This window comes from Aeromonas sp. 19NY04SH05-1 (assembly GCF_040581895.1).
GTDB classification, from domain to species: domain Bacteria; phylum Pseudomonadota; class Gammaproteobacteria; order Enterobacterales; family Aeromonadaceae; genus Aeromonas; species Aeromonas enteropelogenes.
In genome coordinates this window covers 317,147-342,500 of sequence record NZ_CP095328.1, presented here as the reverse complement: position 1 = coordinate 342,500, position 25,354 = coordinate 317,147, and the positions used below count along the sequence as shown (strand labels likewise).

Annotated in this window: 23 protein-coding genes and 4 tRNA genes (1 of these 27 only partly in view); 3 read left to right on the top strand and 24 right to left on the bottom strand. The window is 56.6% G+C overall.

Annotated features, from left to right (window positions below):
* The 22 genes from tuf (MRK42_RS01625) to MRK42_RS01520 all read right to left on the bottom strand — a co-directional run.
* Positions 1 to 338, bottom strand: the start of a protein-coding gene (tuf, locus tag MRK42_RS01625; protein WP_061476754.1) for an elongation factor Tu. The gene continues 847 nt to the left of window position 1, outside the view; 338 of the gene's 1,185 nt are visible here — the first part of the coding sequence; it begins with the start codon at positions 336 to 338; its stop codon lies off the left edge, out of view.
* Between the two features lie 54 nt (positions 339 to 392).
* Positions 393 to 2,498: an elongation factor G gene (gene fusA, locus MRK42_RS01620; protein WP_026456683.1), complete on the bottom strand. Its 2,106-nt coding sequence runs from the start codon at positions 2,496 to 2,498 to the stop codon at positions 393 to 395.
* A gap of 75 nt (positions 2,499 to 2,573) precedes the next feature.
* Positions 2,574 to 3,044, bottom strand: a complete 471-nt coding sequence (gene rpsG / locus MRK42_RS01615) for a 30S ribosomal protein S7 (protein ID WP_026456684.1) — start codon at positions 3,042 to 3,044, stop codon at positions 2,574 to 2,576.
* A gap of 93 nt (positions 3,045 to 3,137) precedes the next feature.
* Positions 3,138 to 3,512 (bottom strand): 30S ribosomal protein S12, encoded by a 375-nt coding sequence (gene rpsL, locus MRK42_RS01610; RefSeq protein ID WP_026456685.1) that lies wholly within the window; start codon positions 3,510 to 3,512, stop codon positions 3,138 to 3,140.
* 182 nt (positions 3,513 to 3,694) lie between these two features.
* Positions 3,695 to 3,973 (bottom strand): sulfurtransferase complex subunit TusB, encoded by a 279-nt coding sequence (gene tusB, locus MRK42_RS01605; protein ID WP_216993219.1) that lies wholly within the window; start codon positions 3,971 to 3,973, stop codon positions 3,695 to 3,697.
* Positions 3,974 to 3,980: 7 nt separating this feature from the next.
* A complete protein-coding gene (tusC, locus tag MRK42_RS01600) occupies positions 3,981 to 4,340 on the bottom strand; it encodes a sulfurtransferase complex subunit TusC (RefSeq protein ID WP_224210837.1) in 360 nt (119 codons plus the stop codon).
* A gap of 9 nt (positions 4,341 to 4,349) precedes the next feature.
* Positions 4,350 to 4,742: a sulfurtransferase complex subunit TusD gene (gene tusD, locus MRK42_RS01595; RefSeq protein WP_354688801.1), complete on the bottom strand. Its 393-nt coding sequence runs from the start codon at positions 4,740 to 4,742 to the stop codon at positions 4,350 to 4,352.
* Between the two features lie 84 nt (positions 4,743 to 4,826).
* Positions 4,827 to 5,207 (bottom strand): RidA family protein, encoded by a 381-nt coding sequence (locus MRK42_RS01590; RefSeq protein WP_042070366.1) that lies wholly within the window; start codon positions 5,205 to 5,207, stop codon positions 4,827 to 4,829.
* A gap of 23 nt (positions 5,208 to 5,230) precedes the next feature.
* The gene (locus MRK42_RS01585) at positions 5,231 to 5,947 is read right to left on the bottom strand and encodes a transcriptional regulator (RefSeq protein WP_042025337.1); all 717 of its coding nucleotides are present in this window, start codon (positions 5,945 to 5,947) and stop codon (positions 5,231 to 5,233) included.
* A 194-nt stretch (positions 5,948 to 6,141) separates the two neighbouring features.
* Complete coding sequence (gene rpoC, locus MRK42_RS01580) at positions 6,142 to 10,446, bottom strand: DNA-directed RNA polymerase subunit beta' (protein WP_042025334.1); 4,305 nt, start codon at positions 10,444 to 10,446, stop codon at positions 6,142 to 6,144.
* A 91-nt stretch (positions 10,447 to 10,537) separates the two neighbouring features.
* Positions 10,538 to 14,566 (bottom strand): DNA-directed RNA polymerase subunit beta, encoded by a 4,029-nt coding sequence (rpoB, locus tag MRK42_RS01575; RefSeq protein ID WP_042025333.1) that lies wholly within the window; start codon positions 14,564 to 14,566, stop codon positions 10,538 to 10,540.
* Between the two features lie 224 nt (positions 14,567 to 14,790).
* The gene (gene rplL, locus MRK42_RS01570; protein WP_026456242.1) at positions 14,791 to 15,156 is read right to left on the bottom strand and encodes a 50S ribosomal protein L7/L12; all 366 of its coding nucleotides are present in this window, start codon (positions 15,154 to 15,156) and stop codon (positions 14,791 to 14,793) included.
* 51 nt (positions 15,157 to 15,207) lie between these two features.
* On the bottom strand, positions 15,208 to 15,708 hold the full coding sequence (gene rplJ / locus MRK42_RS01565) for a 50S ribosomal protein L10 (RefSeq protein ID WP_005339895.1): 501 nt from the start codon (positions 15,706 to 15,708) through the stop codon (positions 15,208 to 15,210).
* Between the two features lie 258 nt (positions 15,709 to 15,966).
* On the bottom strand, positions 15,967 to 16,668 hold the full coding sequence (gene rplA / locus MRK42_RS01560) for a 50S ribosomal protein L1 (RefSeq protein WP_026456243.1): 702 nt from the start codon (positions 16,666 to 16,668) through the stop codon (positions 15,967 to 15,969).
* A 4-nt stretch (positions 16,669 to 16,672) separates the two neighbouring features.
* Positions 16,673 to 17,101, bottom strand: coding sequence for a 50S ribosomal protein L11 (gene rplK / locus MRK42_RS01555; RefSeq protein ID WP_026456244.1), 429 nt, complete (start codon positions 17,099 to 17,101; stop codon positions 16,673 to 16,675).
* A gap of 134 nt (positions 17,102 to 17,235) precedes the next feature.
* Positions 17,236 to 17,787, bottom strand: a complete 552-nt coding sequence (gene nusG, locus MRK42_RS01550; protein ID WP_005306318.1) for a transcription termination/antitermination protein NusG — start codon at positions 17,785 to 17,787, stop codon at positions 17,236 to 17,238.
* 9 nt (positions 17,788 to 17,796) lie between these two features.
* Positions 17,797 to 18,168, bottom strand: coding sequence for a preprotein translocase subunit SecE (gene secE / locus MRK42_RS01545; RefSeq protein ID WP_026456245.1), 372 nt, complete (start codon positions 18,166 to 18,168; stop codon positions 17,797 to 17,799).
* Positions 18,169 to 18,228: 60 nt separating this feature from the next.
* Positions 18,229 to 18,305 (bottom strand) — tRNA-Trp (locus tag MRK42_RS01540).
* Between the two features lie 53 nt (positions 18,306 to 18,358).
* On the bottom strand, positions 18,359 to 19,543 hold the full coding sequence (tuf, locus tag MRK42_RS01535) for an elongation factor Tu (protein WP_061476754.1): 1,185 nt from the start codon (positions 19,541 to 19,543) through the stop codon (positions 18,359 to 18,361).
* 93 nt (positions 19,544 to 19,636) lie between these two features.
* Positions 19,637 to 19,711 (bottom strand) — tRNA-OTHER (locus tag MRK42_RS01530).
* A 4-nt stretch (positions 19,712 to 19,715) separates the two neighbouring features.
* Positions 19,716 to 19,790: transfer RNA gene (locus MRK42_RS01525), tRNA-Gly, on the bottom strand.
* 38 nt (positions 19,791 to 19,828) lie between these two features.
* Positions 19,829 to 19,913 (bottom strand) — tRNA-Tyr (locus MRK42_RS01520).
* Between the two features lie 263 nt (positions 19,914 to 20,176).
* Between MRK42_RS01520 and coaA the strand changes: the two genes are divergently transcribed.
* Positions 20,177 to 21,115, top strand: coding sequence for a type I pantothenate kinase (gene coaA / locus MRK42_RS01515; protein WP_026457408.1), 939 nt, complete (start codon positions 20,177 to 20,179; stop codon positions 21,113 to 21,115).
* 74 nt (positions 21,116 to 21,189) lie between these two features.
* Here the strand turns inward: coaA and birA are convergent, their stop codons facing one another.
* Together birA and murB are read right to left on the bottom strand one after the other, a co-directional pair.
* Positions 21,190 to 22,155, bottom strand: a complete 966-nt coding sequence (birA, locus tag MRK42_RS01510) for a bifunctional biotin--[acetyl-CoA-carboxylase] ligase/biotin operon repressor BirA (RefSeq protein ID WP_354688800.1) — start codon at positions 22,153 to 22,155, stop codon at positions 21,190 to 21,192.
* On the bottom strand, positions 22,152 to 23,189 hold the full coding sequence (murB, locus tag MRK42_RS01505) for a UDP-N-acetylmuramate dehydrogenase (RefSeq protein ID WP_354688799.1): 1,038 nt from the start codon (positions 23,187 to 23,189) through the stop codon (positions 22,152 to 22,154). The genes birA and murB overlap by 4 nt, the downstream gene beginning before the upstream one ends.
* A gap of 127 nt (positions 23,190 to 23,316) precedes the next feature.
* On the opposite strand from murB, the gene MRK42_RS01500 reads away from it, so the two are divergent.
* Together MRK42_RS01500 and MRK42_RS01495 are read left to right on the top strand one after the other, a co-directional pair.
* The gene (locus MRK42_RS01500; RefSeq protein WP_026457411.1) at positions 23,317 to 23,970 is read left to right on the top strand and encodes a TrkA family potassium uptake protein; all 654 of its coding nucleotides are present in this window, start codon (positions 23,317 to 23,319) and stop codon (positions 23,968 to 23,970) included.
* Positions 23,967 to 25,322 carry a TrkH family potassium uptake protein gene (locus tag MRK42_RS01495; RefSeq protein WP_042025189.1) on the top strand — a complete coding sequence of 452 codons (1,356 nt, stop codon included), beginning with the start codon at positions 23,967 to 23,969 and terminating at the stop codon, positions 25,320 to 25,322. Before MRK42_RS01500 ends, MRK42_RS01495 begins: the two co-directional genes overlap by 4 nt.
* The last annotated feature ends 32 nt before the right edge of the window (positions 25,323 to 25,354 follow it).

Here is a 25,354-nt window from a genome sequence, read left to right as displayed (position 1 = left end):
ATCGGGCCGTCAGTCGCAGCTACTACCAGGATAGCGCCGTCCATCTGGGCAGCACCGGTGATCATGTTTTTAACGTAGTCGGCGTGACCCGGGCAGTCTACGTGAGCGTAGTGACGGGTAGCGGTGTCGTATTCTACGTGGGAGGTGTTGATGGTGATACCACGCTCACGCTCTTCCGGTGCCTTGTCGATCTGGTCGAAGGCGAAAGCTTTACCACCGAAGTGCTTGGCCAGCACGTTGGTGATAGCAGCAGTCAGGGTGGTTTTACCGTGGTCAACGTGGCCGATGGTGCCGACGTTTACGTGCGGTTTGGAACGCTCAAATTTTTCTTTAGACACGACGTAGTCCTTCTAGGTTAAACCCGCCTACCGTCGTAGGCGGGGAATCTTAAATTACTTGGATTTGCGCTCTTCGATCACAGCCTGGGCAATGTTGTTCGGGGCATCTGCATACTTACCGAATTCCATTGCGTAGGAGGCACGACCTTGAGTGGCGGAACGCAGGTCAGTCGCGTAGCCGAACATTTCAGCCAGCGGCACCAGGGCACGTACGATCTTGCCGGACGGGCCATCTTCCATACCTTCGATCAGACCACGACGACGGTTCAGGTCACCGATAACGTCGCCCATGTAATCTTCCGGAGTTTCGACTTCTACTTTCATGATCGGTTCCAGCAGAACCGGGTTGGCTTTCATGAAGCCAGCCTTGAAGGCCATGGAAGCAGCGATCTTGAACGCCAGTTCGGAAGAGTCAACATCGTGGTAGGAACCGAAGTGCAGACGCACGCCCAGATCCATAACCGGGTAACCAGCCAGCGGACCAGACTTGAGCTGCTCCTGGATGCCTTTGTCAACACCCGGGACGAATTCGCCAGGAATGACACCGCCTTTGATGTCGTTGACGAACTCGTAGCCTTTGCCTTCTTCCAGCGGGTACATGTCGATCACAACGTGACCGTACTGACCACGACCACCAGACTGCTTGGCATGCTTGCCTTCAACGTCTTTAACGGTGTTGCGGATGGTTTCACGGTAGGCAACCTGCGGCTTACCTACGTTGGCTTCAACCTTGAACTCGCGACGCATACGGTCAACGATGATGTCCAGATGCAGCTCACCCATACCGGCGATGATGGTTTGGCCAGATTCTTCGTCGGTCCATACGCGGAAGGACGGGTCTTCCTGAGCCAGACGGCCCAGTGCCAAGCCCATCTTCTCTTGGTCAGCCTTGGTTTTCGGCTCAACCGCGATGGAGATTACCGGCTCAGGGAATTCCATACGCTCGAGGATGATCGGCGCTTTTTCGTCACACAGGGTGTCACCAGTGGTCACGTCTTTCAGACCGATGGCAGCAGCGATATCGCCTGCGCGAACTTCTTTGATCTCTTCACGCTTGTTGGCGTGCATCTGAACGATACGGCCGAAACGCTCGCGCTTGTCCTTGACGGAGTTCAGCACGGAGTCACCGGAGTTAACCACACCGGAGTACACGCGGAAGAAGGTCAGGTTACCAACGAACGGGTCGGTAGCGATCTTGAACGCCAGAGCAGAGAACGGCTCGTCGTCAGAAGCGTGACGTACGTCTTTGGTTTCGCCGTCCATTTTCAGGCCGTCGATAGCAGCAACGTCGGTCGGAGCAGGCAGGTACTCAACAACCGCATCCAGCATTGCCTGTACGCCCTTGTTCTTGAACGCGGAGCCACAGGTTACCAGGATGATTTCGTTGTTCAGCACGCGTTGACGCAGAGCTTGCTTGATCTCTTCCTCGGTCAGCTCTTCGCCGCCCAGGTATTTTTCCATCAAGTCTTCAGAGGCCTCTGCAGCAGCTTCAACCAGGTTCATGCGCATTTCTTGCGCTTGTTCCAGCAGCTCGGCCGGGACGTCTTCGTAGTCGAAGGAAACGCCTTGGTCAGCTTCGTTCCAGTTGATGGCCTTCATCTTGACCAGGTCGATAACACCCTTGAAGTTCTCTTCGGAGCCGATGTTCAGCTGCAGAGGAACCGGAGTGCCTTTCAGACGGGTCTTGATGTGCTCAACGCAACGCAGGAAGTTGGCACCGGTACGGTCCATCTTGTTGACGAACGCGATACGGGGAACCTTGTACTTGTTAGCCTGACGCCATACGGTTTCAGACTGTGGCTGTACGCCACCTACGGCACAGTACACCATTACGGCACCGTCCAGAACACGCATGGAGCGCTCTACTTCGATAGTAAAGTCAACGTGGCCCGGGGTATCGATGATGTTGATACGGTGCGGCTGGAACTGTTTACCCATACCGGACCAGAAAGCGGTGGTCGCGGCGGAGGTGATGGTAATACCACGCTCTTGTTCCTGTTCCATCCAGTCCATGGTGGCAGCGCCATCGTGAACTTCACCGATCTTGTGGCTTACACCGGTGTAAAACAGTACACGCTCGGTAGTAGTAGTCTTACCGGCGTCAATGTGAGCGGAGATACCGATGTTACGATAACGCTCAATGGGGGTTGTACGAGCCATTGTCATCCTCTTACTAAGGCGCTTGTCCCTAGATAATTAAAGGTGCGCAGAGCCAGAAGACCCTGCGCAAGCGGATTACCAGCGGAAGTGAGCGAAGGCCTTGTTCGCTTCAGCCATACGGTGAACGTCTTCACGTTTCTTGACAGACGAACCCTTGTTCTCAGCGGCATCCAGCAGCTCGCCAGCCAAACGCTGAGCCATTGATTTTTCACCACGTTTACGAGCGGCATCAACCAACCAGCGCATTGCCAGAGCATTGCGACGAACCGGACGAACTTCTACCGGTACCTGATAGGTTGCACCACCGACGCGACGAGATTTAACCTCGACCGCCGGACGAATGTTATCCAGAGCTTCTTCAAATACAGCCAGGTGCTCTTTGCCGGATTTAGCGGCAATGATGTCCAAAGCACCGTATACGATGGCTTCGGAAACAGATTTCTTACCGTCAACCATTACTACGTTGACGAATTTAGCCAGCAGCTCTGATCCGAACTTGGGATCCGGCAGGATTTTACGCTGACCAACAACACGACGTCTTGGCATTTCAATTCTCCGTGAACTTCAGGGGTTACCCAAAACTAGAAAGTTATCTAACTAGAAACGAATTAACGTTTGGCCTTACTTAACGGAGAACCATTAAGCTTTCGGACGCTTCACGCCGTACTTGGAGCGAGCCTGCTTACGGTCTTTAACACCGGCACAGTCCAGCGCACCACGAACGGTGTGGTAACGAACACCAGGCAAGTCTTTTACACGACCGCCACGGATCAGAACAACAGAGTGCTCTTGCAGGTTGTGACCTTCACCGCCGATGTAGGAGGTGACTTCGAAGCCGTTGGTCAGACGTACACGGCATACTTTACGCAGTGCAGAGTTAGGCTTCTTCGGGGTGGTGGTGTATACACGGGTGCACACGCCACGCTTCTGAGGGCACGCTTCCAGCGCAGGCACGTTGCTCTTAACAACGAGCTTAGTGCGCGGCTTGCGAACCAACTGGTTAATAGTTGCCATCAAAAGGCTCCTGATAATGACTTCATAAACATGTGAAAAATCCTCCCCGCAGATACGGGGACGCGAAATTTTATGCCCTGTTGTCTAGGGAGTCAAGATTTATACAATTCGTGGCATGGACGGCGCAGCGAAAACCACCGAAATCCATAATAACCATCTGAATTATATTGAAAATAATCCTGTCACCCCCCCCAGGTCAGTGGGGACCCTTTTTGTGCAATCAAGGCGACCAGACCCGCCATATCGATCTCTGCCCCCACGCGATGAGACAATCCGCGAGCCTGCAGGTCTTCCTGCATGACATAGAGCGGTATGCCTGCCAGCTGTTCACACCAGTGTGACGCCGATGCGGCAATCACCGCATCCTGCATCAATACCAGCTCGTCTTCCGGCTGACAGTATGCCAACGCTTGCGCCAACGCCTGGCTCTGGAAGGGGGAGTTCATAATCAGATGCAACATGAAGACCTCAGAAACTGATGTGAGCCGAACATTGTGCCCAGCAGCGAGCCAATGCCTCCCGTGGCATGCTCTCGACCTGAATGAGCAGATCATCGAGGGTCAGCCCGCGCTCGGCCAGTGAGTCAGCACAGACATAGACCTCCTCGATATCGTAGAGTTCCAGCATCTTGAAGGTCGGTGCATAGTGACGCTGCAGAATAGCGGCAGGTTGCTGCTCCTTGACCAGTTGCAGCACGCCGTCACCGATCAGAAAGAGTGCCACTGATTCGGTAAGCGCCGACGTGGCCAGCAGGGCATCCAGTCCCTCTCGCCCGGCCGCATGGCCATGAGGCCCACGGCGGCAGATAAATGCAATTTTTTTGGTCATGACCCTCTCCTAGAACTGGACCAGCCGATCGGCCGTCAAGCTCGCCTCGGCCAGCTGCCCCAGACCGCTCAGGCAGAAGGGGGCCTGCAGATTGAAGTGATCATGTCCAACCCCCTTGGCCTCCTGTTCATCGAGTACGCCACGGCGCATGGCGGCGGCGACACAGACATCGATCCGGATCCCCTGCTCTATCGCCAACTCTCGCCACAGACGCACCAGATCCGTTTCATCGGAAGCGGGCGCATGGAGGCCGTTGCCGTTGTAGACACCGTCCTGATAGAAAAACAGATGGGAAAGGGTATGCCCCTGCGCCAACAGGCTACGGGCAAAACGATAGGCGGTACTGGCAGACTGGGTACCATAGGCAGGTCCGGTCACCAGGAGGGCAAAACTCAAACTCATATCAGGCTCCTGTGCTGATGCCTGTCCATTGTACGCCAAAAACAAAAAAGCCCCTGCCAGGAGGGGCTTGTTCAACCAGAGCGATCAGAGGTGGGCAATGGCTTCCACTTCAACCAGCACATCCTTCGGCAGACGGGCCACTTCCACACAGGAGCGTGCCGGAGCTGCGTCGCCAAAGTAACGGGCATAAACCTGGTTGAAGGCCACGAAGTTATTCATGTCGCTCAGGAAGCAGGTGGTCTTCACCACCTTGCCGGTATCAGCGCCAGCCGCTTTCAGCACGGCAACCAGATTCTTCATTACCTGCTCAGCCTGGGCTTCGATACCGCCTTCGACAATCTCCATGGTAGCCGGATCAAGCGGGATCTGTCCTGAAGTAAAGATCATCTCACCCACCTTGGTCGCCTGAACATACGGACCAATCGCAGCGGGTGCCTTGTCGGTTGCAATAACTTCTTTAGCCATTCATGTATCCCCTTCTGGAATGATTATTCGTTTTCGTCTTCACCCTGCTTGCGCTGCCGGATGTAGAGATAAACGGTATGTTTGGAAATATTCAGTTTGTCTGCCACCAGGTTGATCGAATCCTTGATGTCGAAAATTCCTTTCTCGAACAACTGGGTCACGATAAACCGGTTCTTGGCATTGTTGGCCACGGTCGGATCGCGGTTGATTTCATCGATGGTATTGTCCACCGTCTGGGCAACCAATTCTTCGACGCTGTTGGCAAACGTCTCGGGAGACTGACGCGCAACCTGCTGCGGCGTCGGGAAAAATTCGGCCACGAACTCGTGGAAGGGGGCATTGATGTGCAGATTGATGCAGATAAGGCCGATCACCTGCCGCTCGCTGTTCCGGATGGCGATGGTGCTCGACTTCATCAGGGCACCGGTGCGGCTGCGGGCAAAATAGCTATGCGTGTAATCTTGCCCCGTGCTCTCGATATCCTTGAGCATACGCAAGGCCAGATCGGTGATGGGCGCCCCCAGGGAGCGTCCGGTATTGAATCCGTTGGCGATCTTGATCACCGACTCATGCAGATTCTCCAGGGAGTGAAGCACCACTTCACAATGCTTGCCGAACAACTCGGCCAAGCCATCGATGAGCCCGTCATATGAGCGCAACAATTCCCTGTCTTCATCTGTAAAAGTGCGGCTGATCAGCTGTTCTTCGGGAAGCATGGCCTCCTCGATACCGACAGTCATGTTCTACCCCTGTAATAACCGTTCAACTTTTCCGAGTTTTAAATTGCAGGGCATTAAAGTCAACTTTTTTTGATTTTTTACTCTACAACTTTGCTCTGGATCATCCTGAAAACCGTGCCAGACCTGACTTTGACGAGGAAAACACCAACAAAAAGGGCTCCCTGAAGGAGCCCTTTTTAATCATGGAGAAGAGATTACTCTTCGTCGAAGCTACCGGCTGCGTTCAGCAGATCCGCCAGGTTCTGTTGAGCCTCATCAGCGGTCACCTGCGGGGTGCCAACAGCACGAGCTGCGGCAGCACGCTGGTTGATCCGGCCATGGTGGTACGCAAAACCGGTACCGGCCGGGATCAGACGACCCACGATGACGTTCTCTTTCAGACCACGCAGTTCGTCACGCTTGCCACCTACGGCGGCTTCGGTCAGAACGCGAGTGGTTTCCTGGAAGGAAGCTGCGGAGATGAAGGACTCGGTGCTCAGAGACGCCTTGGTAATACCCATCAGCACGTGACGGTAGGTCGCAGGGGTCTTGCCCTCGGCAACCAGCTTACGGTTGGCAATCTTCACGCGAGCCACTTCAACCTGTTCGCCTTCGATCAGGTCAGTGTCGCCAGCAGTCAGGATCTCGCACTTGCGCAGCATCTGACGAACGATGACTTCGATGTGCTTGTCGTTGATCTTAACGCCCTGCAGACGGTAAACGTCCTGCACTTCGTTGGCGATGTAGTTGGCGACCGGGCTGATACCGCGCAGACGCAGGATGTCGTGAGCAGACTCGGGACCGTCCGCCAGTACTTCACCCTTCTCAACTTTTTCACCTTCGAACACGTTCAGGTTACGCCACTTCGGAATCATCTCCTCGTAGACGTTGCCACCATCGGTCGGAGTGATGACCAGACGGCGCTTGCCCTTGGTCTCTTTACCGAAGGAGATGGTACCGGAGATCTCGGCCAGGATAGCCGGTTCTTTCGGTTGGCGAGCCTCGAACAGATCCGCAACGCGCGGCAGACCACCGGTGATGTCCTTGGTACCGCCGGATTCCTGCGGGATACGCGCAACCGCGTCACCCACACCCACGTTGGCACCATCTTCCAAGTTCACGATCGCCTTGCCCGGCAGGAAGTACTGGGCGGCTACATCGGTACCCGGGATCATCACATCATTGCCGTTCAGGTCGACCAGTTTCACGGTCGGACGCATCTCTTTACCGGCGCTCGGACGCTCGTTGACGTCCAGCACGACGATAGAGGAGAGACCGGTCAGCTCGTCGGTCTGACGAGTGATGGTCACGCCATCGATCATGTGTTCGAAGTGCAGACGACCTGCCACTTCGGTGATGATCGGGTGAGTGTGCGGATCCCAGTTGGCAACGGTATCGCCAGCGTTCACGGCCTGACCGTCCTTCACTTCCAGCACGGCACCGTAAGGCAGCTTGTGGCTTTCCTTGGTACGGCCCATGTCGTCCATGATGGTCAGTTCGGTAGAACGAGAGGTGATAACCAGCTTGTCTTCGCTGTTGTGAACGAACTTGGCGTTCTGCAGCTTGATGCTACCGGTGTTCTTCACCTGGATGCTGCTTTCTGCTGCGGCACGAGATGCGGCACCACCGATGTGGAAGGTACGCATGGTCAGCTGGGTACCCGGTTCACCGATGGACTGGGCGGCGATAACACCGACAGCCTCACCCTTGTTAACCAGGTGACCACGGGCCAGGTCGCGGCCATAGCAGTGAGCACAGTTACCGAAGTCGGTCTCACAGGTGATGGCAGAACGTACCTTCACACGGTCAACGGAGTTACGCTCCAGCAGGTCACACAGCTGCTCGTCGAGCAGGGTGTTGCGAGCCACCAGGATCTCGTCCTCGGTACCCGGCTTGATGACGTCTTCCGCCACCACACGACCCAGCACGCGCTCACGCAGCGGCTCGACTACGTCGCCACCCTCGATCAGCGGAGTCATCCACAGACCGTCGGTAGTGCCGCAATCGTCCTCGGTGATCACCATGTCCTGCGCCACGTCTACCAGACGACGAGTCAGGTAACCGGAGTTCGCAGTCTTCAGTGCGGTATCCGCCAGACCCTTACGAGCACCGTGAGTGGAGATAAAGTACTGCAGTACGTTCAGACCTTCGCGGAAGTTCGCGATGATCGGGGTCTCGATGATGGAGCCATCCGGCTTGGCCATCAGGCCACGCATACCGGCCAGCTGACGGATCTGGGCTGCGGAACCCCGCGCACCAGAGTCGGCCATCATAAAGATGCTGTTGAACGAGGCCTGCTCTTCTTCGTCACCCAGCGAGTTGACGTTACGCTCTTTGGACAGGTTCTCCATCATGGCCTTGGAGACGCGCTCGTTGGCGCTGGCCCAGATATCGATAACCTTGTTGTAGCGTTCGCCCGCAGTCACCAGACCGGACAGGAACTGATCCTGGATCTCGGCAACTTCGGCTTCGGCCGCGGCGATGATGTCTTTCTTGGCATCCGGGATGACCATGTCATCGATACCAACGGACGCACCGGACAGGGCCGCATAGTGGAAACCGGTATACATCAGCTGGTCAGCGAAGATAACGGTGTCCTTCAGGCCCTGCTTGCGATAGCAGGTGTTCAGCAGACGAGAGATGAGCTTCTTGCCCAGCGCCTTGTTGGATACGCACTTGATCCAGTTTTGCGGATTGGCGTCCAGATCGGCTTGCTCGGCAGCGCTCAGCACCTTCGGCTCGTCGATCAGGGCGTATTCCATGCCTTTCGGCAGGATCAGGCTCAGGATCGCACGACCAACGGTGGTGTTCTTCATCTCGGTCTTGGCAACCAGTTCACCGGCTTCGTTCTTCACGTACTCGGTGATGCGGCACTTGACGCGCGCATGCAGGTCCGCCAGGCCGGCACGGTAAACCTTCTCGGCCTCTTTCGGACCGGACAGCACCATACCTTCGCCCTTGGCGTTGATACGGGCACGGGTCATGTAGTACAGACCCAAGACCACGTCCTGGGACGGAACGATGATCGGCTCACCGGAGGCAGGCGACAGGATGTTGTTGGTAGACATCATCAGGGCGCGCGCTTCCAGCTGGGCTTCCAGGGTCAGCGGTACGTGAACAGCCATCTGGTCACCGTCGAAGTCCGCGTTATACGCAGCACAAACGAGCGGGTGCAGCTGGATTGCCTTGCCTTCAACCAGGGTCGGTTCGAACGCCTGGATACCCAGACGGTGCAGGGTCGGTGCACGGTTCAGCAGGACCGGGTGTTCGCGGATCACTTCGTCTAGGATATCCCAAACGACAGCTTCTTCGCGTTCAACCATCTTCTTGGCGGCCTTGATGGTGGTCGCCAGGCCGCGAGTTTCCAGCTTGCCATAGATGAACGGCTTGAACAGTTCCAGCGCCATCTTCTTAGGCAGACCACACTGATGCAGGCGCAGGGTCGGACCTACGGTGATAACGGAACGACCAGAGTAGTCGACACGCTTACCGAGCAGGTTCTGACGGAAACGACCTTGCTTACCCTTGATCATGTCGGCCAGGGATTTCAGCGGGCGCTTGTTGGAACCGGTGATGGCGCGGCCACGACGGCCGTTGTCCAGCAGGGCATCGACGGACTCTTGCAGCATGCGCTTTTCGTTGCGCACGATGATGTCCGGCGCAGCCAGATCCAGCAGACGCTTCAAGCGGTTGTTACGGTTGATCACGCGACGGTACAGATCGTTCAGATCGGAGGTCGCGAAACGGCCGCCGTCCAGCGGTACCAGCGGACGCAGGTCCGGCGGCAGCACGGGCAGCACTGTCATGATCATCCACTCCGGCTTGTTGCCGGACTGCAGGAAAGCTTCCATCAGCTTCAGACGCTTGGTGGTCTTCTTGCGCTTGGTCTCGGAGTTGGTCTGATCCAGCTCCTCGCGCATGGTCTTGACTTCACCTTCCAGATCGATGGCGCGCAGCAGGGCCAGAATGGCCTCGGCACCCATCTTGGCGTCGAATTCGTCGCCCCACTCTTCCAGCGCATCCAGGTACTGCTCTTCGGAGAGCATCTGGCTGCGTTCGAGGTTGGTCATGCCCGGCTCGATTACCACGAAAGATTCGAAGTAGAGCACGCGCTCGATGTCGCGCAGGGTCATGTCCAGCAGCAGACCGATACGGGACGGCAGGGACTTCAAGAACCAGATATGGGCAGTCGGGCTGGCCAGCTCGATGTGGCCCATACGCTCACGACGGACCTTGGTCTGGGTCACTTCAACGCCGCACTTCTCACAGATCACACCACGGTGTTTCAGGCGCTTGTACTTGCCGCACAGACACTCGTAGTCCTTCACCGGTCCGAAGATACGGGCGCAGAACAGACCATCACGCTCCGGCTTGAAAGTCCGGTAGTTGATGGTCTCAGGCTTTTTGACCTCACCGAATGACCAGGAGCGGATCATGTCAGGAGAGGCCAGACCGATCTTGATACTGTCAAACTCTTCGGTCTTGGTCTGAGCCTTCAAAAACTTGAGTAAGTCTTTCACGTGTTTCCCCTGTCAGGAGTCTAACCTCGGCGCCCCGGCTGCCAAAACAGCGGGGCGCCCACGTCAATTCTCGAACAATAAGAGCGAGCTCTTACTCTTCGTCCAGCTCGATGTTGATACCCAGAGAGCGGATTTCCTTCAGCAATACGTTGAAGGATTCGGGCATGCCCGGCTCCATACGGTGGTCGCCATCCACGATGTTCTTGTACATCTTGGTACGGCCATTCACATCGTCAGACTTGACGGTCAGCATCTCCTGCAGGGTATATGCCGCACCGTAAGCCTCCAGGGCCCACACTTCCATCTCACCGAAACGCTGACCACCGAACTGAGCCTTACCACCCAGCGGCTGCTGGGTAACCAGGCTGTAAGAACCGGTAGAACGCGCGTGCATCTTGTCGTCGACCAAGTGGTTCAGCTTCAGCATGTACATGTAACCTACGGTTACCTTACGCTCGAAGCGGTTACCAGTGCGGCCATCGAACAGATCAATCTGACCGGATTCCGGCAGATCGGCCAGCTTCAGCAGGGCCTTGATTTCGCGCTCTTTGGCACCATCAAAGACCGGCGTAGCGACCGGCAGACCCTTACGCAGGTTACCCACCAGGGTACGCACGTCGTCGTCGGACAGCTCGGCGATGTTCACTTGCTGGGAGTCCTTCTCGCCCAGGTCATAGACCTGTTGCAGGAAGTTGCGCATCTCGTGCAGCTCACGCTGTTCTTTGACCATGCGATCGATCTTCTCGCCGATCCCCTTGGCCGCCAGGCCCAGGTGAACTTCGAGGATCTGACCGATGTTCATACGAGACGGTACACCCAACGGGTTCAGTACGATGTCGACCGGACGGCCGAATTCGTCATGAGGCATATCCTCGACCGGGCAGATCTTGGAGATAACACCCTTGTTACCGTGACGGCCCGCCATCTTGTCACCCGGTTGGATGCGACGCTTGACTGCCAGATAAACCTTGACGATTTTCAGTACGCCCGGCGCCAGATCATCACCCTGGATAATCTTGCGACGCTTGTTCTCGAACTTCTTGTCGAACTCGGCTTTCAGCTCAACGTGCTGCTCAGCGATCTGCTCCAGTTCGGTCTGCTTGGCTTCATCTTCGATGGCCAGTTCAAACCACTTGGAACGCTCCAGCTTGTTCAGACGATCTTCGCTGTAACCGGCGGCCAGCAGCAGGTTGCGGGAACGGCCGAAAATGCCGTCTTCCAGGATCTTGAACTCTTCGGTCAAGTCCTTCTTCGCTTCCTTCAGCTGCATCTCTTCGATTTCTTTGGCGCGCTTGTCTTTTTCCACGCCATCGCGGGTAAAGACTTGCACGTCAACCACGGTACCGTACACACCGTTCGGCACACGCAGGGAGGAGTCCTTCACATCGGAGGCCTTCTCACCGAAGATGGCGCGCAGCAGCTTCTCTTCCGGAGTCAGCTGGGTTTCACCTTTCGGAGTCACCTTACCAACCAAGATGTCGCCGCCCTTCACTTCGGCACCCACGTAGACGATACCTGACTCGTCCAGCTTGGACAGCGCGGCTTCACCCACGTTCGGGATGTCGGCAGTGATCTCTTCCGGACCCAGTTTGGTGTCACGGGAGATACAGGCCAGTTCCTGGATATGGATGGTGGTCAGGCGATCTTCCTGAACAACACGCTCGTTCACCAGGATCGAGTCTTCGAAGTTGTAACCGTTCCACGGCATGAACGCGACGCGCATGTTCTGACCCAGCGCCAGCTCACCCAAGTCGGTAGAGGGGCCGTCAGCCAGTACGTCGCCAGCCATCACCGGCTCACCCAACATCACGCAAGGACGCTGGTTGATACAGGTGTTCTGGTTGGAACGGGTGTATTTGGTCAGGTTGTAGATGTCGATGCCGGCTTCGCCTGGCAGCAGCTCATCTTCATTTACCTTGATAACGATACGGGAGGCATCGACGTAGTCGATCATGCCACCACGCTTGGCGACTACGGTTACACCGGAGTCAACGGCCACAGCGCGTTCCATACCGGTACCTACCAGCGGCTTGTCAGCACGCAGGGTCGGTACAGCCTGACGTTGCATGTTTGAACCCATCAATGCGCGGTTCGCGTCATCGTGTTCCAGGAACGGGATCAGGGCCGCTGCCACAGATACGATCTGCTGCGGGCTCACGTCCATATACTGGATCTGGTCGGCGTTCATAAAGGTGGATTCACCTTTGTGACGGCACGGGATCAATTCATCTTTCAGACGGCCATCTTCGGTGGTCGCGGCGTTAGCCTGTGCGATCACGTACTTGCCTTCTTCAATAGCAGACAGGTAGTCCACTTCGTCGGTGATCACACCGTCAATGACCTTGCGGTACGGAGTCTCGAGGAAACCGTACTCGTTGGTACGAGAGTACACGGACAGGGAGTTGATCAGACCGATGTTCGGACCTTCAGGAGTCTCGATCGGGCACAGACGACCGTAGTGGGTCGGGTGTACGTCTCGGACTTCAAAGCCGGCGCGCTCACGAGTCAAACCGCCCGGGCCCAGCGCGGAGATACGGCGCTTGTGGGTCACTTCGGACAGCGGGTTGTTCTGGTCCATGAACTGGGACAGCTGGCTGGAACCAAAGAACTCTTTGACTGCGGCGGAAATCGGCTTGGCGTTGATCAGATCCTGCGGCATCAGGGTGTCCAGGTCGCCCAGGGAGAGACGCTCCTTGACCGCACGCTCGACACGCACCAGACCGACACGGAACTGGTTTTCAGCCATTTCGCCGACGGAACGGATACGACGGTTACCCAGGTGGTCGATATCGTCCACTTCATCGTTGCCGTTACGGATGTCGATCAGGCGCTTCATCACCTCGACGATGTCGTCCTTGGTCAGCACACCCACGCCGGTTTCGTCTTCACGACCCAGGCGACGGTTGAACTTCATGCGACCAACGGTGGACAGGTCGTAACGCTCGGCGGAGAAGAACAGGTTCTCGAACAGCTGCTCAGCGGCCTCGCGGGTGGGCGGCTCGCCCGGACGCATCATGCGGTAGATCTCTACCAGCGCTTCCAGACGGTTGGTACTGGAGTCGATGCGCAGGGTCTCGGACATGTAGGCACCGTGGTCCAGTTCGTTGGTGAACAGAACCTCGAAATGCTTGAAGCCGGCCTGGGACAGGTTGGCGATGGCTTCCAGGCTCAGGGCCTGGTTGGCAGCGACAACCAGCTCGCCAGTCTGCGGATGTGCATAGTCCTTGGCAGCAACTTTGCCAACAACATACTCAACCGGCACTTCGATCTGGGTGACGGAATCTTTTTCCAACTGGCGGATGTGACGCGCGGTCACACGACGACCGGTTTCAACCACCACGGCGCCATTGGCCACGATGTCAAAGGTCGCAGTTTCACCACGCAGGCGCTCAGGCACCAGATCCATCATCAACTTGCCATCTTTCACTTCGAAACCGATGGTCTCGAAGAAGGTGGCCAGGATTTCTTCGGAACTGAAGTCCAGGGCGCGCAGAATAATGGATGCCGGCAATTTACGACGACGGTCGATACGGACAAACAGGTTGTCTTTCGCATCGAACTCGAAGTCCAGCCAAGAGCCACGGTAGGGGATAACGCGAGCGTTATAGAGCACCTTACCGGATGAATGTGTTTTGCCTTTATCGTGGTCGAAGAAGACGCCCGGGCTACGATGCAGCTGGGAGACGATTACCCGCTCGGTACCGTTGATAACAAAGGTGCCGTTCTCGGTCATGAGCGGAATTTCGCCCATGTATACTTCTTGTTCCTTGATGTCTTTGACGGTGCCGGCAGCTGCTTCACGGTCGTACAGAACCATACGAAGCTTGACACGCAGCGGCGCGGAGTAGGTCACTCCACGGATCTGGCATTCTTTTACGTCAAATACCGGCTCACCCAGGCGATAGCTGACATACTGAAGCTCAGCACTACCGGAGTAACTGGTGATCGGGAAAACGCTACGGAAAGCGGCCTCTAGGCCATATTCACCTTCCGGGTCAGCCTCGATGAACTGCTTGAAGGAGTCCAGCTGAATGGACAACAGATAAGGCGTGTCCAGTACCTGGTCTCGCTTACCGAAGTCCTTACGAATGCGTTTTTTTTCGGTATAAGAGTAAACCATAGGGTTCCTCAGCTCGCTGATAAGTGACCCACTCTGTCCCGCGGGACAGCTCTGTCTCAACACCGTTTTGTGTTGGCCCGGACGAAAGAAAACAGTCCGGATTGCTGGTGCACCGAGAGTCGTAAACGGTGTGAAATGCTCTCAGTCTACAGCGCAAAAAGGCTGGTGAACAAAAATTCACCAGCCCTAGCCTGTTTTATCAGGCTAATCTACATAAATGCAGATTATTTGATCTCAACAGAAGCACCGGCAGCTTCCAGCTCTTTCTTCAGAGCTTCAGCTTCGTCTTTGGAGATGCCTTCTTTCAGGTTAGCCGGAGCAGCTTCTACCAGGTCCTTGGCTTCTTTCAGGCCCAGACCGGTGGCGCCACGAACGGCTTTGATAACGGCAACTTTGTTAGCACCGGCAGCAGTCAGAACTACGTCGAACTCGGTCTTCTCTTCTACTGCTTCAGCAGCAGCCGGGCCAGCCATTACGGCAGCAGCGGCAGAAACACCGAACTTCTCTTCCATAGCTTCGATCAGCTCAACAACTTCCATTACGGACATGGAAGCAACGGCTTCGATGATTTGGTCTTTAGTGATAGACATGACAAAAATTCCTGATGTTGAATAAACTCAAACAGCCTAGATAGGCGAGAATCAAGCAGCAGCTTGTTTCTGGTCGCGAACAGCAGCGATAGTACGAACCAGCTTGCCAGCAGAGGCTTCCTTCATGGTAGCCATCAACTTCGCAATTGCTTCTTCGTAGGTCGGCAGCGTGGCCAGACGATCAATTTGTGCTGCGGCGATAAACTCACCGTTAAAAGCGCCAGCCTTGATTTCGAACTTTTGGTTCGCTTTGGCAAACTCTTTGAACAGACGAGCGGCAGCGCCCGGGTGTTCGTTGGAGAAAGCAATCAAGGTAGGACCGGTAAATGCGTCGTTCAGGCACTCGTATTCGGTACCTTCAACCGCGCGACGCAGCAGGGTGTTACGCACAACGCGCATGTACACACCAGCTTCACGAGCGGTCTTACGCAGGACGGTCATCTTGTCTACAGTCACACCGCGAGAATCGGCTACAACTGCGGACAGGGCGCCTTTGGCAGCTTCGTTGACTTCAGCAACAATTGCCTTTTTGTCTTCGAGTCCCAATGCCATTGGCTTAACTCCTGGATTGAATCCGGGTCTGTAGACCCAGTACTGACACATCCCCCCTACCTTTAACAACAGAGGGGAACGATGCGGTAGCAGGATTCCAGAAGAGAAAGAAATCTTTCTCGCTGGGTTTCCGGCACCGTCTACGCAGGAAATATTAAGGCTTTGCAGCCTCCTGCGGTCTTGGACGGAGGTCGAAACCCCCAACCAATCAAGGCGCAAAATTATAGATTAAATTTTGCGCCTTGTAAAACCCATCAATTAGGCCTGAGCTTCCAGAGAAGCTTGGTCTACGGCAACACCGGCACCCATGGTGGTGGAGATGCTGACTTTCTTGATGAATTGACCTTTGGCGGAAGAGGGCTTGCCTTTTTTCAGGGCAACCAGCAGAGCTTCCAAGTTTTCTTTCAGCTGAACTTCGTTGAAAGAAACCTTACCCAGAGTGGTATGGATGATACCATTCTTGTCGTTACGGTAACGAACCTGACCAGCTTTAGCGTTCTTGACCGCTTCGGCAACGTTCGGAGTTACAGTACCAACTTTCGGGTTCGGCATCAGGCCGCGCGGGCCCAGGATTTGACCCAGCTGACCAACAACGCGCATGGCATCCGGAGATGCGATAACGACGTCGAAGTTCATCTCGCCTTTTTTGACCAGCTCGGCCAGGTCATCCATACCTACCAGGTCAGCACCGGCAGCTTTGGCAGCTTCGGCGTTGGCACCTTGGGTAAATACGGCAACGCGAACGTCACGACCGGTACCGTGCGGCAGTACAGTTGCACCACGAACGTTCTGGTCGGATTTACGAGCGTCGATACCCAGGTTGACTGCAACGTCAACGCTTTCAACGAACTTGGCGGTAGCCAGTTCTTTCAGCAGGGCAATGGCTTCGTTGATGGAGTACTCTTTGGTACCGTCAACTTTTTCGCGAATAACGCGCATACGCTTGGAAAGTTTAGCCATTGTCTTAATCCTCCACTACCAGACCCATGGAACGAGCGGAGCCGGCGATGCAACGTACTTTTGCATCCAGATCGGCACCGGTCATATCCGGCTCTTTGGTCTTGGCGATTTCTTGCAGCTGAGCAACGGTCACCTTACCAACCTTGTCTTTGTTCGGCTTGGCAGAACCAGACTTGATGCCAGCAGCTTTCTTCAGCAGGAAGGAAGCGGGCGGAGTCTTGGTTTCGAAGGTGAAGGAACGGTCGCTGTAAACGGTGATCACGACCGGAGTCGGTGAACCTTTTTCCAGCTTCTCTGTACGGGCGTTGAACGCCTTACAGAATTCCATGATGTTAACACCGTGTTGACCCAGTGCAGGACCAACGGGAGGAGACGGGTTGGCTGCACCAGCAGCAACCTGCAGCTTGATATAAGCTGTGACTTTCTTAGCCATTAGGAAATTACCTCAAATATGGGTTCTAGCGCCTCGGAGACATGCTCCTGCAAACGGCTCCCCAACTAATAAAGGGGCAGCGAATTATAGAGATATTCGCTGCCCCTGACAACCGTTAAACGTACAGAATTCGATCAGCCTTTTTCGACCTGCCCAAAATCCAGTTCAACCGGAGTAGAACGACCGAAGATCAGTACGGAAACCTTCACGCGGCTCTTCTCGTAATCCACTTCTTCAACGGTGCCGTTGAAGTCGGCAAACGGACCATCGGCAACCCGCACCATCTCACCCGGTTCAAACAGGGTTTTCGGACGCGGCTTGTCGTGGGCATCCTGCAGACGATTCAGAATGGCATCGGCCTCTTTGTCGGAGATCGGCGCCGGGCGGTCGGAAGTACCGCCGATGAAGCCCATGACGCGCGGTACATTGCGTACCAGGTGCCACGTGGTTTCATCCATGATCATCTGGACCAGGACATAACCCGGGAAAAATTTGCGCTCACTCTTGCGCTTCTGGCCGGCACGCATCTCGACCACTTCTTCGGTCGGGACCAGTACTTCACCGAACATGTCTTCCATGCCATGCATCTTGATATGTTCACGCAGAGACTTGGCAACACGGCCTTCATAGCCGGAAAATGCCTGCACGACATACCATCTCATACGTTGTTCACGTTGTTCAGTCATGGCTTATCCTTACACACCGGTAATCAGGTTGACCAACCAGACCAAGGCACCGTCCAGAACGAACAGCAGCAGGCCCATCACGGCAGTCACCGCCAGCACAATCAGGGTTGTCTGAATGGCTTCCTGACGGGTCGGCCATACGACCTTGCGGACTTCTAGGCGAGACTCACGGGCGAATGCCAGTGTTGCCTTTCCCTTGGTGGTTTGCAGGGCCACTGCACCAGCAGCAGCAATCACAACGACCACACCCAGGGCGCGGACGGCAACCATGACATCACTCAGCAGATAATTACCCACTACAGCGGCCGCCAGGATAATGAAAACCAGGCCCCAAAGCAGGGTATCCTTGCTTCCGCCCTGGCTCTCAGAACTAACACTCATACAACCCACCTGTATCTGACGTAACCAAAGACACAAAAGCCCCGTACGAGACGAGGTATATGGCAGGGGCGGCAGGACTCGAACCCGCAACCATCGGTTTTGGAGACCGCTGTTCTACCAATTCGAACTACGCCCCTGCATAAGAAAGCCCCTATTATAGGGGCTTTGCTTTATTTATGTAAGCCAAAGATTAAGCGATAACTTTAGCTACAACACCAGCACCTACGGTACGGCCACCTTCACGGATGGCGAAACGCAGGCCGTCGTCCATCGCGATCGGCGCAATCAGGGTAACAACCATCTTGATGTTGTCGCCCGGCATGACCATCTCTACGCCTTCCGGCAGTTCGATGGTACCGGTCACGTCGGTAGTACGGAAGTAGAACTGCGGACGGTAGCCTTTGAAGAACGGGGTGTGACGACCACCTTCTTCTTTGGACAGTACGTACACTTCAGATTCGAACTTGGTGTGCGGCTTGATGGTGCCCGGCTTGGCCAGGACCTGACCACGCTCTACGTCTTCACGCTTCACGCCGCGCAGCAGTGCACCGATGTTCTCGCCTGCACGACCTTCGTCCAGCAGCTTGCGGAACATCTCAACACCGGTACAGGTGGTCTTGGTGGTATCTTTGATACCCACGATTTCCACTTCTTCACCTACTTTAACGATACCGCGCTCTACACGACCGGTTACTACGGTACCACGGCCAGCGATGGAGAATACGTCTTCGATAGGCATCAGGAACGGCTGGTCAATCGCGCGCTCCGGCTCCGGGATGTAGGAATCCAGGTGACCGGCCAGCTCGATGATCTTCTCTTCCCACTGAGCTTCGCCTTCCAGCGCTTTCAGTGCGGAACCGCGGACTACCGGCAGGTCATCACCCGGGAAGTCGTACTCGGACAGCAGTTCGCGAACTTCCATCTCGACCAGTTCCAGCAGCTCTTCGTCATCTACCATGTCGCACTTGTTCATGAACACGATGATGTACGGAACGCCTACCTGACGACCCAGCAGGATGTGCTCACGGGTCTGCGGCATCGGGCCGTCAGTCGCAGCTACTACCAGGATAGCGCCGTCCATCTGGGCAGCACCGGTGATCATGTTTTTAACGTAGTCGGCGTGACCCGGGCAGTCTACGTGAGCGTAGTGACGGGTAGCGGTGTCGTATTCTACGTGGGAGGTGTTGATGGTGATACCACGCTCACGCTCTTCCGGTGCCTTGTCGATCTGGTCGAAGGCGAAAGCTTTACCACCGAAGTGCTTGGCCAGCACGTTGGTGATAGCAGCAGTCAGGGTGGTTTTACCGTGGTCAACGTGGCCGATGGTACCCACGTTAACGTGCGGTTTACTACGCTCAAATTTTTCTTTAGACATGATCGTCCCTCTAAACTAACGCTGAGTACGCGGTGGCAAGCTAACCACAGAACAGTTTATATGATGGATTTGAATCTGGTGGGGAAGAGAGGTTGGTGCTGACAGGCAGATTCGACTGCCGACCTCACCCGAGGGTGTAGCTCTTGGTATCGCCTGAGCCATATCAGCATCTTGGAGCGGGCAGCGGGAATCGAACCCGCATCATCAGCTTGGAAGGCTGAGGTAATAGCCATTATACGATGCCCGCATTTCTCTAACCCAAAGAACTCAAACCGCAGAGAAATATGGTGGAGGGAGAAGGATTCGAACCTTCGAAGGCAGAGCCGTCAGATTTACAGTCTGATCCCTTTGGCCGCTCGGGAACCCCTCCAAATACCAGATTGTCACAACGGTAATTCTGCTTGCACCCGTTGTTTTTATCGCTTTTGCTCGGCAAATAGACGACAGACATCTAAGCGTCGCGCATTTTATTGTAAGGATTTGGGGGATGCAACCATTGAGCCCGGCAAAAAGTGCTTTATTGCCGCCGAGTTTGCAAAAACATGGCGACAAATCGGGCAATCCCGCCAGGTCGCTTGTCGCTCCCCCACCCTTGGTGTATGGTCGCCGTGCCCAAGAAACAGTGACGACACCATGACGACAGAGCATAACCCCTATCTGCAATTCACCCGCGAACAATGGGCGTTATTGCGCGATTCGGTCCCCCTGACCCTGACCGAGCACGATCTGCAGACCCTGCGCGGGATCAACGAGAAGGTGTCATTGCGGGAAGTCGAAGAGATCTATCTGCCGCTCTCCCGTCTGCTCAATCTCTACGTCAAGGCCAAGCAGCGTCGCAGCCGGGTGCTGGAGCAGTTTCTCGGCCAGTCCCGAGGCAAGGGCACCTACATCATCAGCATCGCGGGCAGTGTGGCCGGCGGCAAGAGCACCACGGCGCGCATCCTGCAAGCGCTGCTGGAGCGTTGGCCGGAGCACCCGCGGGTAGAGCTGGTTACCACCGACGGCTTTCTCTATCCCAACAAGGTGCTGGAGGAGCGCGGCCTGATGCGCCGCAAGGGATTCCCCGAGTCCTACGATATCCGTCATCTGGTGGAGTTTGTCGCCAACATCCGCGCGGGACACGAAAAGGTGGAGGCCCCCGTCTATTCCCACCTTATCTACGACATCATTCCCGACGAGAAGAAGGTGGTGGAGCAGCCGGACATCCTGATCCTGGAAGGGCTCAATGTGCTGCAAAGCGGCATGGACTACCCGCAGGATCCGCACCGCGTGTTCGTGTCTGATTTCGTCGACTTTTCCATCTATGTGGATGCCGATGCCGAGTTGCTGCGCACCTGGTATATCGAGCGTTTCCTCAAGTTTCGCAGCGGTGCATTCTCGGATCCGGACTCCTACTTCCACCACTATGCCAAGCTGGCGGAAAGCGAAGCGACCCGGATTGCCGGCAACATCTGGCAAGATATCAACTATCTGAATTTGCAAGAAAACATCCTGCCAACCCGGGAGCGAGCCAACCTGATCCTGACCAAGGGACAGGAGCATGCCATCGAACAGATCAAACTGCGCAAGTGACGGCTTGAACAGACAACGGATAAACGAAGAGGGGGCCACTGGCCCCCTCTTCGTTTATAACTGTCACTGTACCCTCAGTCTCCCCGGCGCAGGGAGATTTCACCGCCCAGATAGAACTTGATGCCCTCCTCCGTCTCCAGACGCAGGGCACCGCGATCGTCGATCCCCCTGGCGATGCCGCGGATCTCCTGATCGCCCATCAGCAGACGGACAGGACGACCGGCAAAATGATCGAGCCGGTTCCACGCGGCGACGAAGCTCCCCAATCCGCGCTGTTCGAAGGTCTGCATGGCGGTTTGCAGGCGTTCTATCACCCGGGCGGCCAACTGGTTGCGATCAACCAGCTCGGGGTTGATGTGGCGCAGTTCGGCCCAGGCCTGATCGATCCTCTCCCCTTCCCGGGCAGGCATGGCCAGATTGAGGCCGACCCCGATCACCAGATGGCAACTGGCACCGGCACTGCCGCTCATCTCCACCAGGATCCCTGCCAGTTTGCGCCCCTGATAGTAGAGATCGTTGGGCCACTTGAGCTCAACTCCCTGATAACCCAGGGATTCCAGTGCCTCCACCACGGCAACGCCCACTGCCAGGCTCAACCCCATGGCAGCTGCCATACCCTGCTCCAGCCGCCAGTACATGCTCAAGATCAGCTGGCAACCAAACGGCGAAATCCACGGCTTGCCACGACGACCACGGCCGGCGGTCTGGCACTCGGCCAGGCAACACTCGCCGGCGCGGGCCTGGTTGACCCGCTCCAGCAGGAACTGGTTGGTGGAGTCGATGACCGGGAAGCAGTGGATTGGCGCCATCGGGGCCAAGGCTTGCAATTGGGCCTGATCGTAGAGGGCTAGCGGCACGGCCAATCGATAACCCTTGCCGGTCAGACTGAACAGATCCAGCCCCAGCCCCTTGAGGGCAGCCATATGCTTGCTCACCGCCGCACGGCTGATGCCGAGTTGCTCACCCAGCTGTTCGCCGGAGTGGAACTGACCGTCGCTGAGCAGGGAAATCAGGGTCTGTCTGATGGGTGTCAATGTCATGCCAGCACCTCGTCCAGCCAGGTTTCTCCCTGCGCACCCATGAAGCGCACCTCGTGCTCCAGCACCACACCAAACTTCTGCTCCACGCTGTCACGCACGTGGGCCGCCAGGGCGATCAGCTCCATGGCACTGGCGCCACCGAGGTTGACTAGCACCAGCGCCTGCTCCTGATGGACGGCGGCGCGACCGATGGCAAAGCCCTTGAGGCCACACTGATCGATGAGCCAGCCCGCGGCCAGCTTGGCTTCACCGTCGCCGGCCGGGTAGCTGGGCATCTGCGGATACTGCAGCTTAAGCCGCTGCGCCAGCTCGGGCGGCACCACGGGGTTTTTGAAGAAGCTGCCCGCATTGCCGAGCACAGCCGGATCCGGCAGCTTGGCCATCCGGGTCGCGCAGACGGTATCGAAGATGGCCCGGGCAGTTGGGGATTCACCGAGCGCCGCCAACGGGCCGTAACCCGCGACGGGTTGCCACGCCTTGGGCAGGCGCAGGCCGACGGCGGTGATCAGGTGAGTATCCTGGTACTCATGCTTGAAGATGCTGTCGCGATAGCCGAAACGGCACTGCTTCGCCGCGATCCGCTCCATTTCGCCGCTCTGCCAGTTGAACGCATCCACATAGTCGCAGAAGGTGGCCAGTTCGACGCCATAGGCCCCGATGTTTTGCACCGGTGCGGCGCCGACCGTACCCGGGATCAACGCCAGGTTTTCCAGCCCATGCCACCCCTGCTGCAGGGCATGGCACACCAGCTGATGCCAATCCTCGCCCGCCGCCACATGGAGCAACCAGTGATCGCCGCCATCCTGCATCTCGATCCCTTTCAGACGGTTGAGGATCACCAGCCCGAGAAAATCGGTGGTAAACAGCATATTGCTGCCGCCGCCCAGGGTCAGACGCGGCAAAGACCCGAGCTGGGGATCGGCGCGCAGGTTGCCCAGATCGGCGACCTGCTCCACCTCGGCCAGCCAGAGGCAATGAGCATCGAGGGCAAGGGTGTTGAGACTCAACAGGGAGGCGTTGGCATTCAGTTTCATCGGTCTGTCCCGGCTTGGTGCGAAGGCGCAGTCTACCTCAAGTTGGTCGATGACGAAAAACCTGGGCTCTTTCCGGCCGAATAACAGTGGTTTAGAGTAGACAGATCCAACTGTTGAGGAACCACTCATGAACAACCAGTTTGCCGTCATCGGCCTGGGCCTGTTTGGTAGCGCCCTGTGCGAAGAGCTGCAACGACAGGATGCCGAGGTACTGGCTATCGACATCGACGAGAGCAGAACCCGCCAGATCGCCACCCTGTGCAACCATGTCATCGTTGCCGATGCCACCGACGAGGCCACAGTGGCCGAGCTGGGGCTGGCCAACTTCGACATCGTCTTCGTCGCCATCGGTGACAATCTGGAGACCAGCATCCTCACCACCCTAGTGCTCAAAGAAGCCGGCGTGAAGAAGGTGTGGGTCAAGGCGCGCGACAAATTTCACGCCAAGATCCTGCAGAAGGTGGGGGCCGACAAAGTGATCAACCCTGAGTGGGACATGGGTCGCCGGGTCGCCCAGAGCATGCTCGACAACCGCCTGTTCGACTATCTGGAACTGGGCCATGACATGGTGCTGACCGAGTTCGTCATCGGTCTGCAGTTGAACGGCAAAGCCCTCAGCGACTTCCACCTGTTGCAACAGAGCGACTTCCAGCTGCTCGCCATCAAGCGCGGCGAAACCCTGCACAACGTGCTGACCGGCAAGATGGAACTGCAGCTGGGAGACATCCTGATCCTGGCAGGCAACAAGCACGCCATCGATCACTGGCTTGAAACCCTATGATCAACTGGCGCAGCAATTACACCTTCGCCCTGTATCAGAAGGATGAGTCCCGCTGGAGCGAAGCCCGGCTGATACTCGGCAGCTTTCTGATCATCCTGCTGGTCGGCACCATCTTTCTGGTGCAGCCCTCCAGCCACAAGGGCGAGGTCACCTTCATCAACGCCCTGTTTACCGCTACCTCGGCCATCAGCGTAACTGGCCTCGGGGTCGTGGATACAGGTACCGCCTTCACCCTGCAGGGGCAGATCTTCCTGCTCATCCTGATGGAGATTGGCGGTCTGGGCCAGATGACCATGACCCTGCTGCTGATCGCCATGTTCAGCAAGCGGGTCGGCCTGCGCCAGCAGGTGCTGGCCAAGGAGGCGCTGGGCCAGGAGGGATCGGTCAACATAGTCCAGCTGGTCAAGCGCATCGTGCTGTTCGCCTTCATCGCCCAGCTGATCGGCACCGCCATCATGGCCATTCGCTGGGTGCCCGAGATGGGCTGGGTCCACGGCCTCTACGTCAGCTTCTTCCATGCGGTATCGGCCTTCAACAACGCCGGCTTCTCGCTGTTTGCCAACAATCTCATGGACTATAGAGATGACCCTCTCATCAGCCTCACCATCGCCGGCCTGCTGATCCTGGGGGGGCTTGGCTTTACCGTCATCGTCGATCTGGTGCGCAACCGCCGCTGGCGCAGGCTCAAGCTCCACAGCAAACTGATGCTGGTGATGACGCCTGCCCTGCTGCTGATCGGTACCCTGATGTTCTGGCTGCTTGAACACAACAACCCGGGCACTCTGGGTGAAGCCAGCCTGGGCAGCCAGTTGCTGGCAGCTTTCTTCCAGTCGGCCAGCGCCCGGACGGCGGGTTTCAACTCCATCGACATCGGCCAGATGGTGCCCGCCTCCCTGCTGTTCATGATGATGCTGATGTTCATCGGGGCCGGCGCCACCTCCACGGGGGGCGGTATCAAGGTCACCACCTTTGCGGTGGTCCTGCTCGCCACCAAGGCCTTCCTGACCAAGCGCCCCCACGTCACTGCCTTTGGCCGCACCCTGTCGCCCCAGATCGTGACCCGCTCGCTGGCCATCATCATGGTCAGTGTCATGGGGCTGATGCTGGCCATGTTCCTCTTGATGATCACCGAGGATCTGCCGTTCGACAAAATCATGTTCGAGACCATCTCGGCCTTTGCCACCGTCGGCCTCTCCACCGGTATCACCAGCTCCCTGAGCGAGCCGGGCAAACTCATCCTGGTACTGGTGATGATCTGTGGCCGTCTTGGCCCCCTCACCCTGGCCTTCATGCTGGCTCGCCCGGCCGAGACTCGTATCCGCTACCCGGAAGAGGGTGTCTACACGGGTTGATCGACCATGAGAACGGGGCAGCCACTGGCTGC

What these genes read in the sequence shown, in the direction of transcription:
- nusG (WP_005306318.1), bottom strand. Translation starts at nt 17,787, where the DNA reads ATGACTGAACAACGTGAACAACGTATGAGATGGTATGTCGTGCAGGCA.
- rpsL (WP_026456685.1), bottom strand. Translation starts at nt 3,512, where the DNA reads ATGGCAACTATTAACCAGTTGGTTCGCAAGCCGCGCACTAAGCTCGTT.
- birA (WP_354688800.1), bottom strand. Translation starts at nt 22,155, where the DNA reads ATGACATTGACACCCATCAGACAGACCCTGATTTCCCTGCTCAGCGAC.
- tusB (WP_216993219.1), bottom strand. Translation starts at nt 3,973, where the DNA reads ATGTTGCATCTGATTATGAACTCCCCCTTCCAGAGCCAGGCGTTGGCG.
- secE (WP_026456245.1), bottom strand. Translation starts at nt 18,168, where the DNA reads ATGAGTGTTAGTTCTGAGAGCCAGGGCGGAAGCAAGGATACCCTGCTT.
- fusA (WP_026456683.1), bottom strand. Translation starts at nt 2,498, where the DNA reads ATGGCTCGTACAACCCCCATTGAGCGTTATCGTAACATCGGTATCTCC.
- MRK42_RS01500 (WP_026457411.1), top strand. Translation starts at nt 23,317, where the DNA reads ATGAACAACCAGTTTGCCGTCATCGGCCTGGGCCTGTTTGGTAGCGCC.
- rplA (WP_026456243.1), bottom strand. Translation starts at nt 16,668, where the DNA reads ATGGCTAAACTTTCCAAGCGTATGCGCGTTATTCGCGAAAAAGTTGAC.
- tusC (WP_224210837.1), bottom strand. Translation starts at nt 4,340, where the DNA reads ATGACCAAAAAAATTGCATTTATCTGCCGCCGTGGGCCTCATGGCCAT.
- MRK42_RS01590 (WP_042070366.1), bottom strand. Translation starts at nt 5,207, where the DNA reads ATGGCTAAAGAAGTTATTGCAACCGACAAGGCACCCGCTGCGATTGGT.
- MRK42_RS01495 (WP_042025189.1), top strand. Translation starts at nt 23,967, where the DNA reads ATGATCAACTGGCGCAGCAATTACACCTTCGCCCTGTATCAGAAGGAT.
- murB (WP_354688799.1), bottom strand. Translation starts at nt 23,189, where the DNA reads ATGAAACTGAATGCCAACGCCTCCCTGTTGAGTCTCAACACCCTTGCC.
- tusD (WP_354688801.1), bottom strand. Translation starts at nt 4,742, where the DNA reads ATGAGTTTGAGTTTTGCCCTCCTGGTGACCGGACCTGCCTATGGTACC.
- rpoB (WP_042025333.1), bottom strand. Translation starts at nt 14,566, where the DNA reads ATGGTTTACTCTTATACCGAAAAAAAACGCATTCGTAAGGACTTCGGT.
- tuf (WP_061476754.1), bottom strand. Translation starts at nt 19,543, where the DNA reads ATGTCTAAAGAAAAATTTGAGCGTAGTAAACCGCACGTTAACGTGGGT.
- rpsG (WP_026456684.1), bottom strand. Translation starts at nt 3,044, where the DNA reads ATGCCAAGACGTCGTGTTGTTGGTCAGCGTAAAATCCTGCCGGATCCC.
- rplL (WP_026456242.1), bottom strand. Translation starts at nt 15,156, where the DNA reads ATGTCTATCACTAAAGACCAAATCATCGAAGCCGTTGCTTCCATGTCC.
- rplK (WP_026456244.1), bottom strand. Translation starts at nt 17,101, where the DNA reads ATGGCTAAGAAAGTCACAGCTTATATCAAGCTGCAGGTTGCTGCTGGT.
- coaA (WP_026457408.1), top strand. Translation starts at nt 20,177, where the DNA reads ATGACGACAGAGCATAACCCCTATCTGCAATTCACCCGCGAACAATGG.
- MRK42_RS01585 (WP_042025337.1), bottom strand. Translation starts at nt 5,947, where the DNA reads ATGACTGTCGGTATCGAGGAGGCCATGCTTCCCGAAGAACAGCTGATC.
- rplJ (WP_005339895.1), bottom strand. Translation starts at nt 15,708, where the DNA reads ATGGCATTGGGACTCGAAGACAAAAAGGCAATTGTTGCTGAAGTCAAC.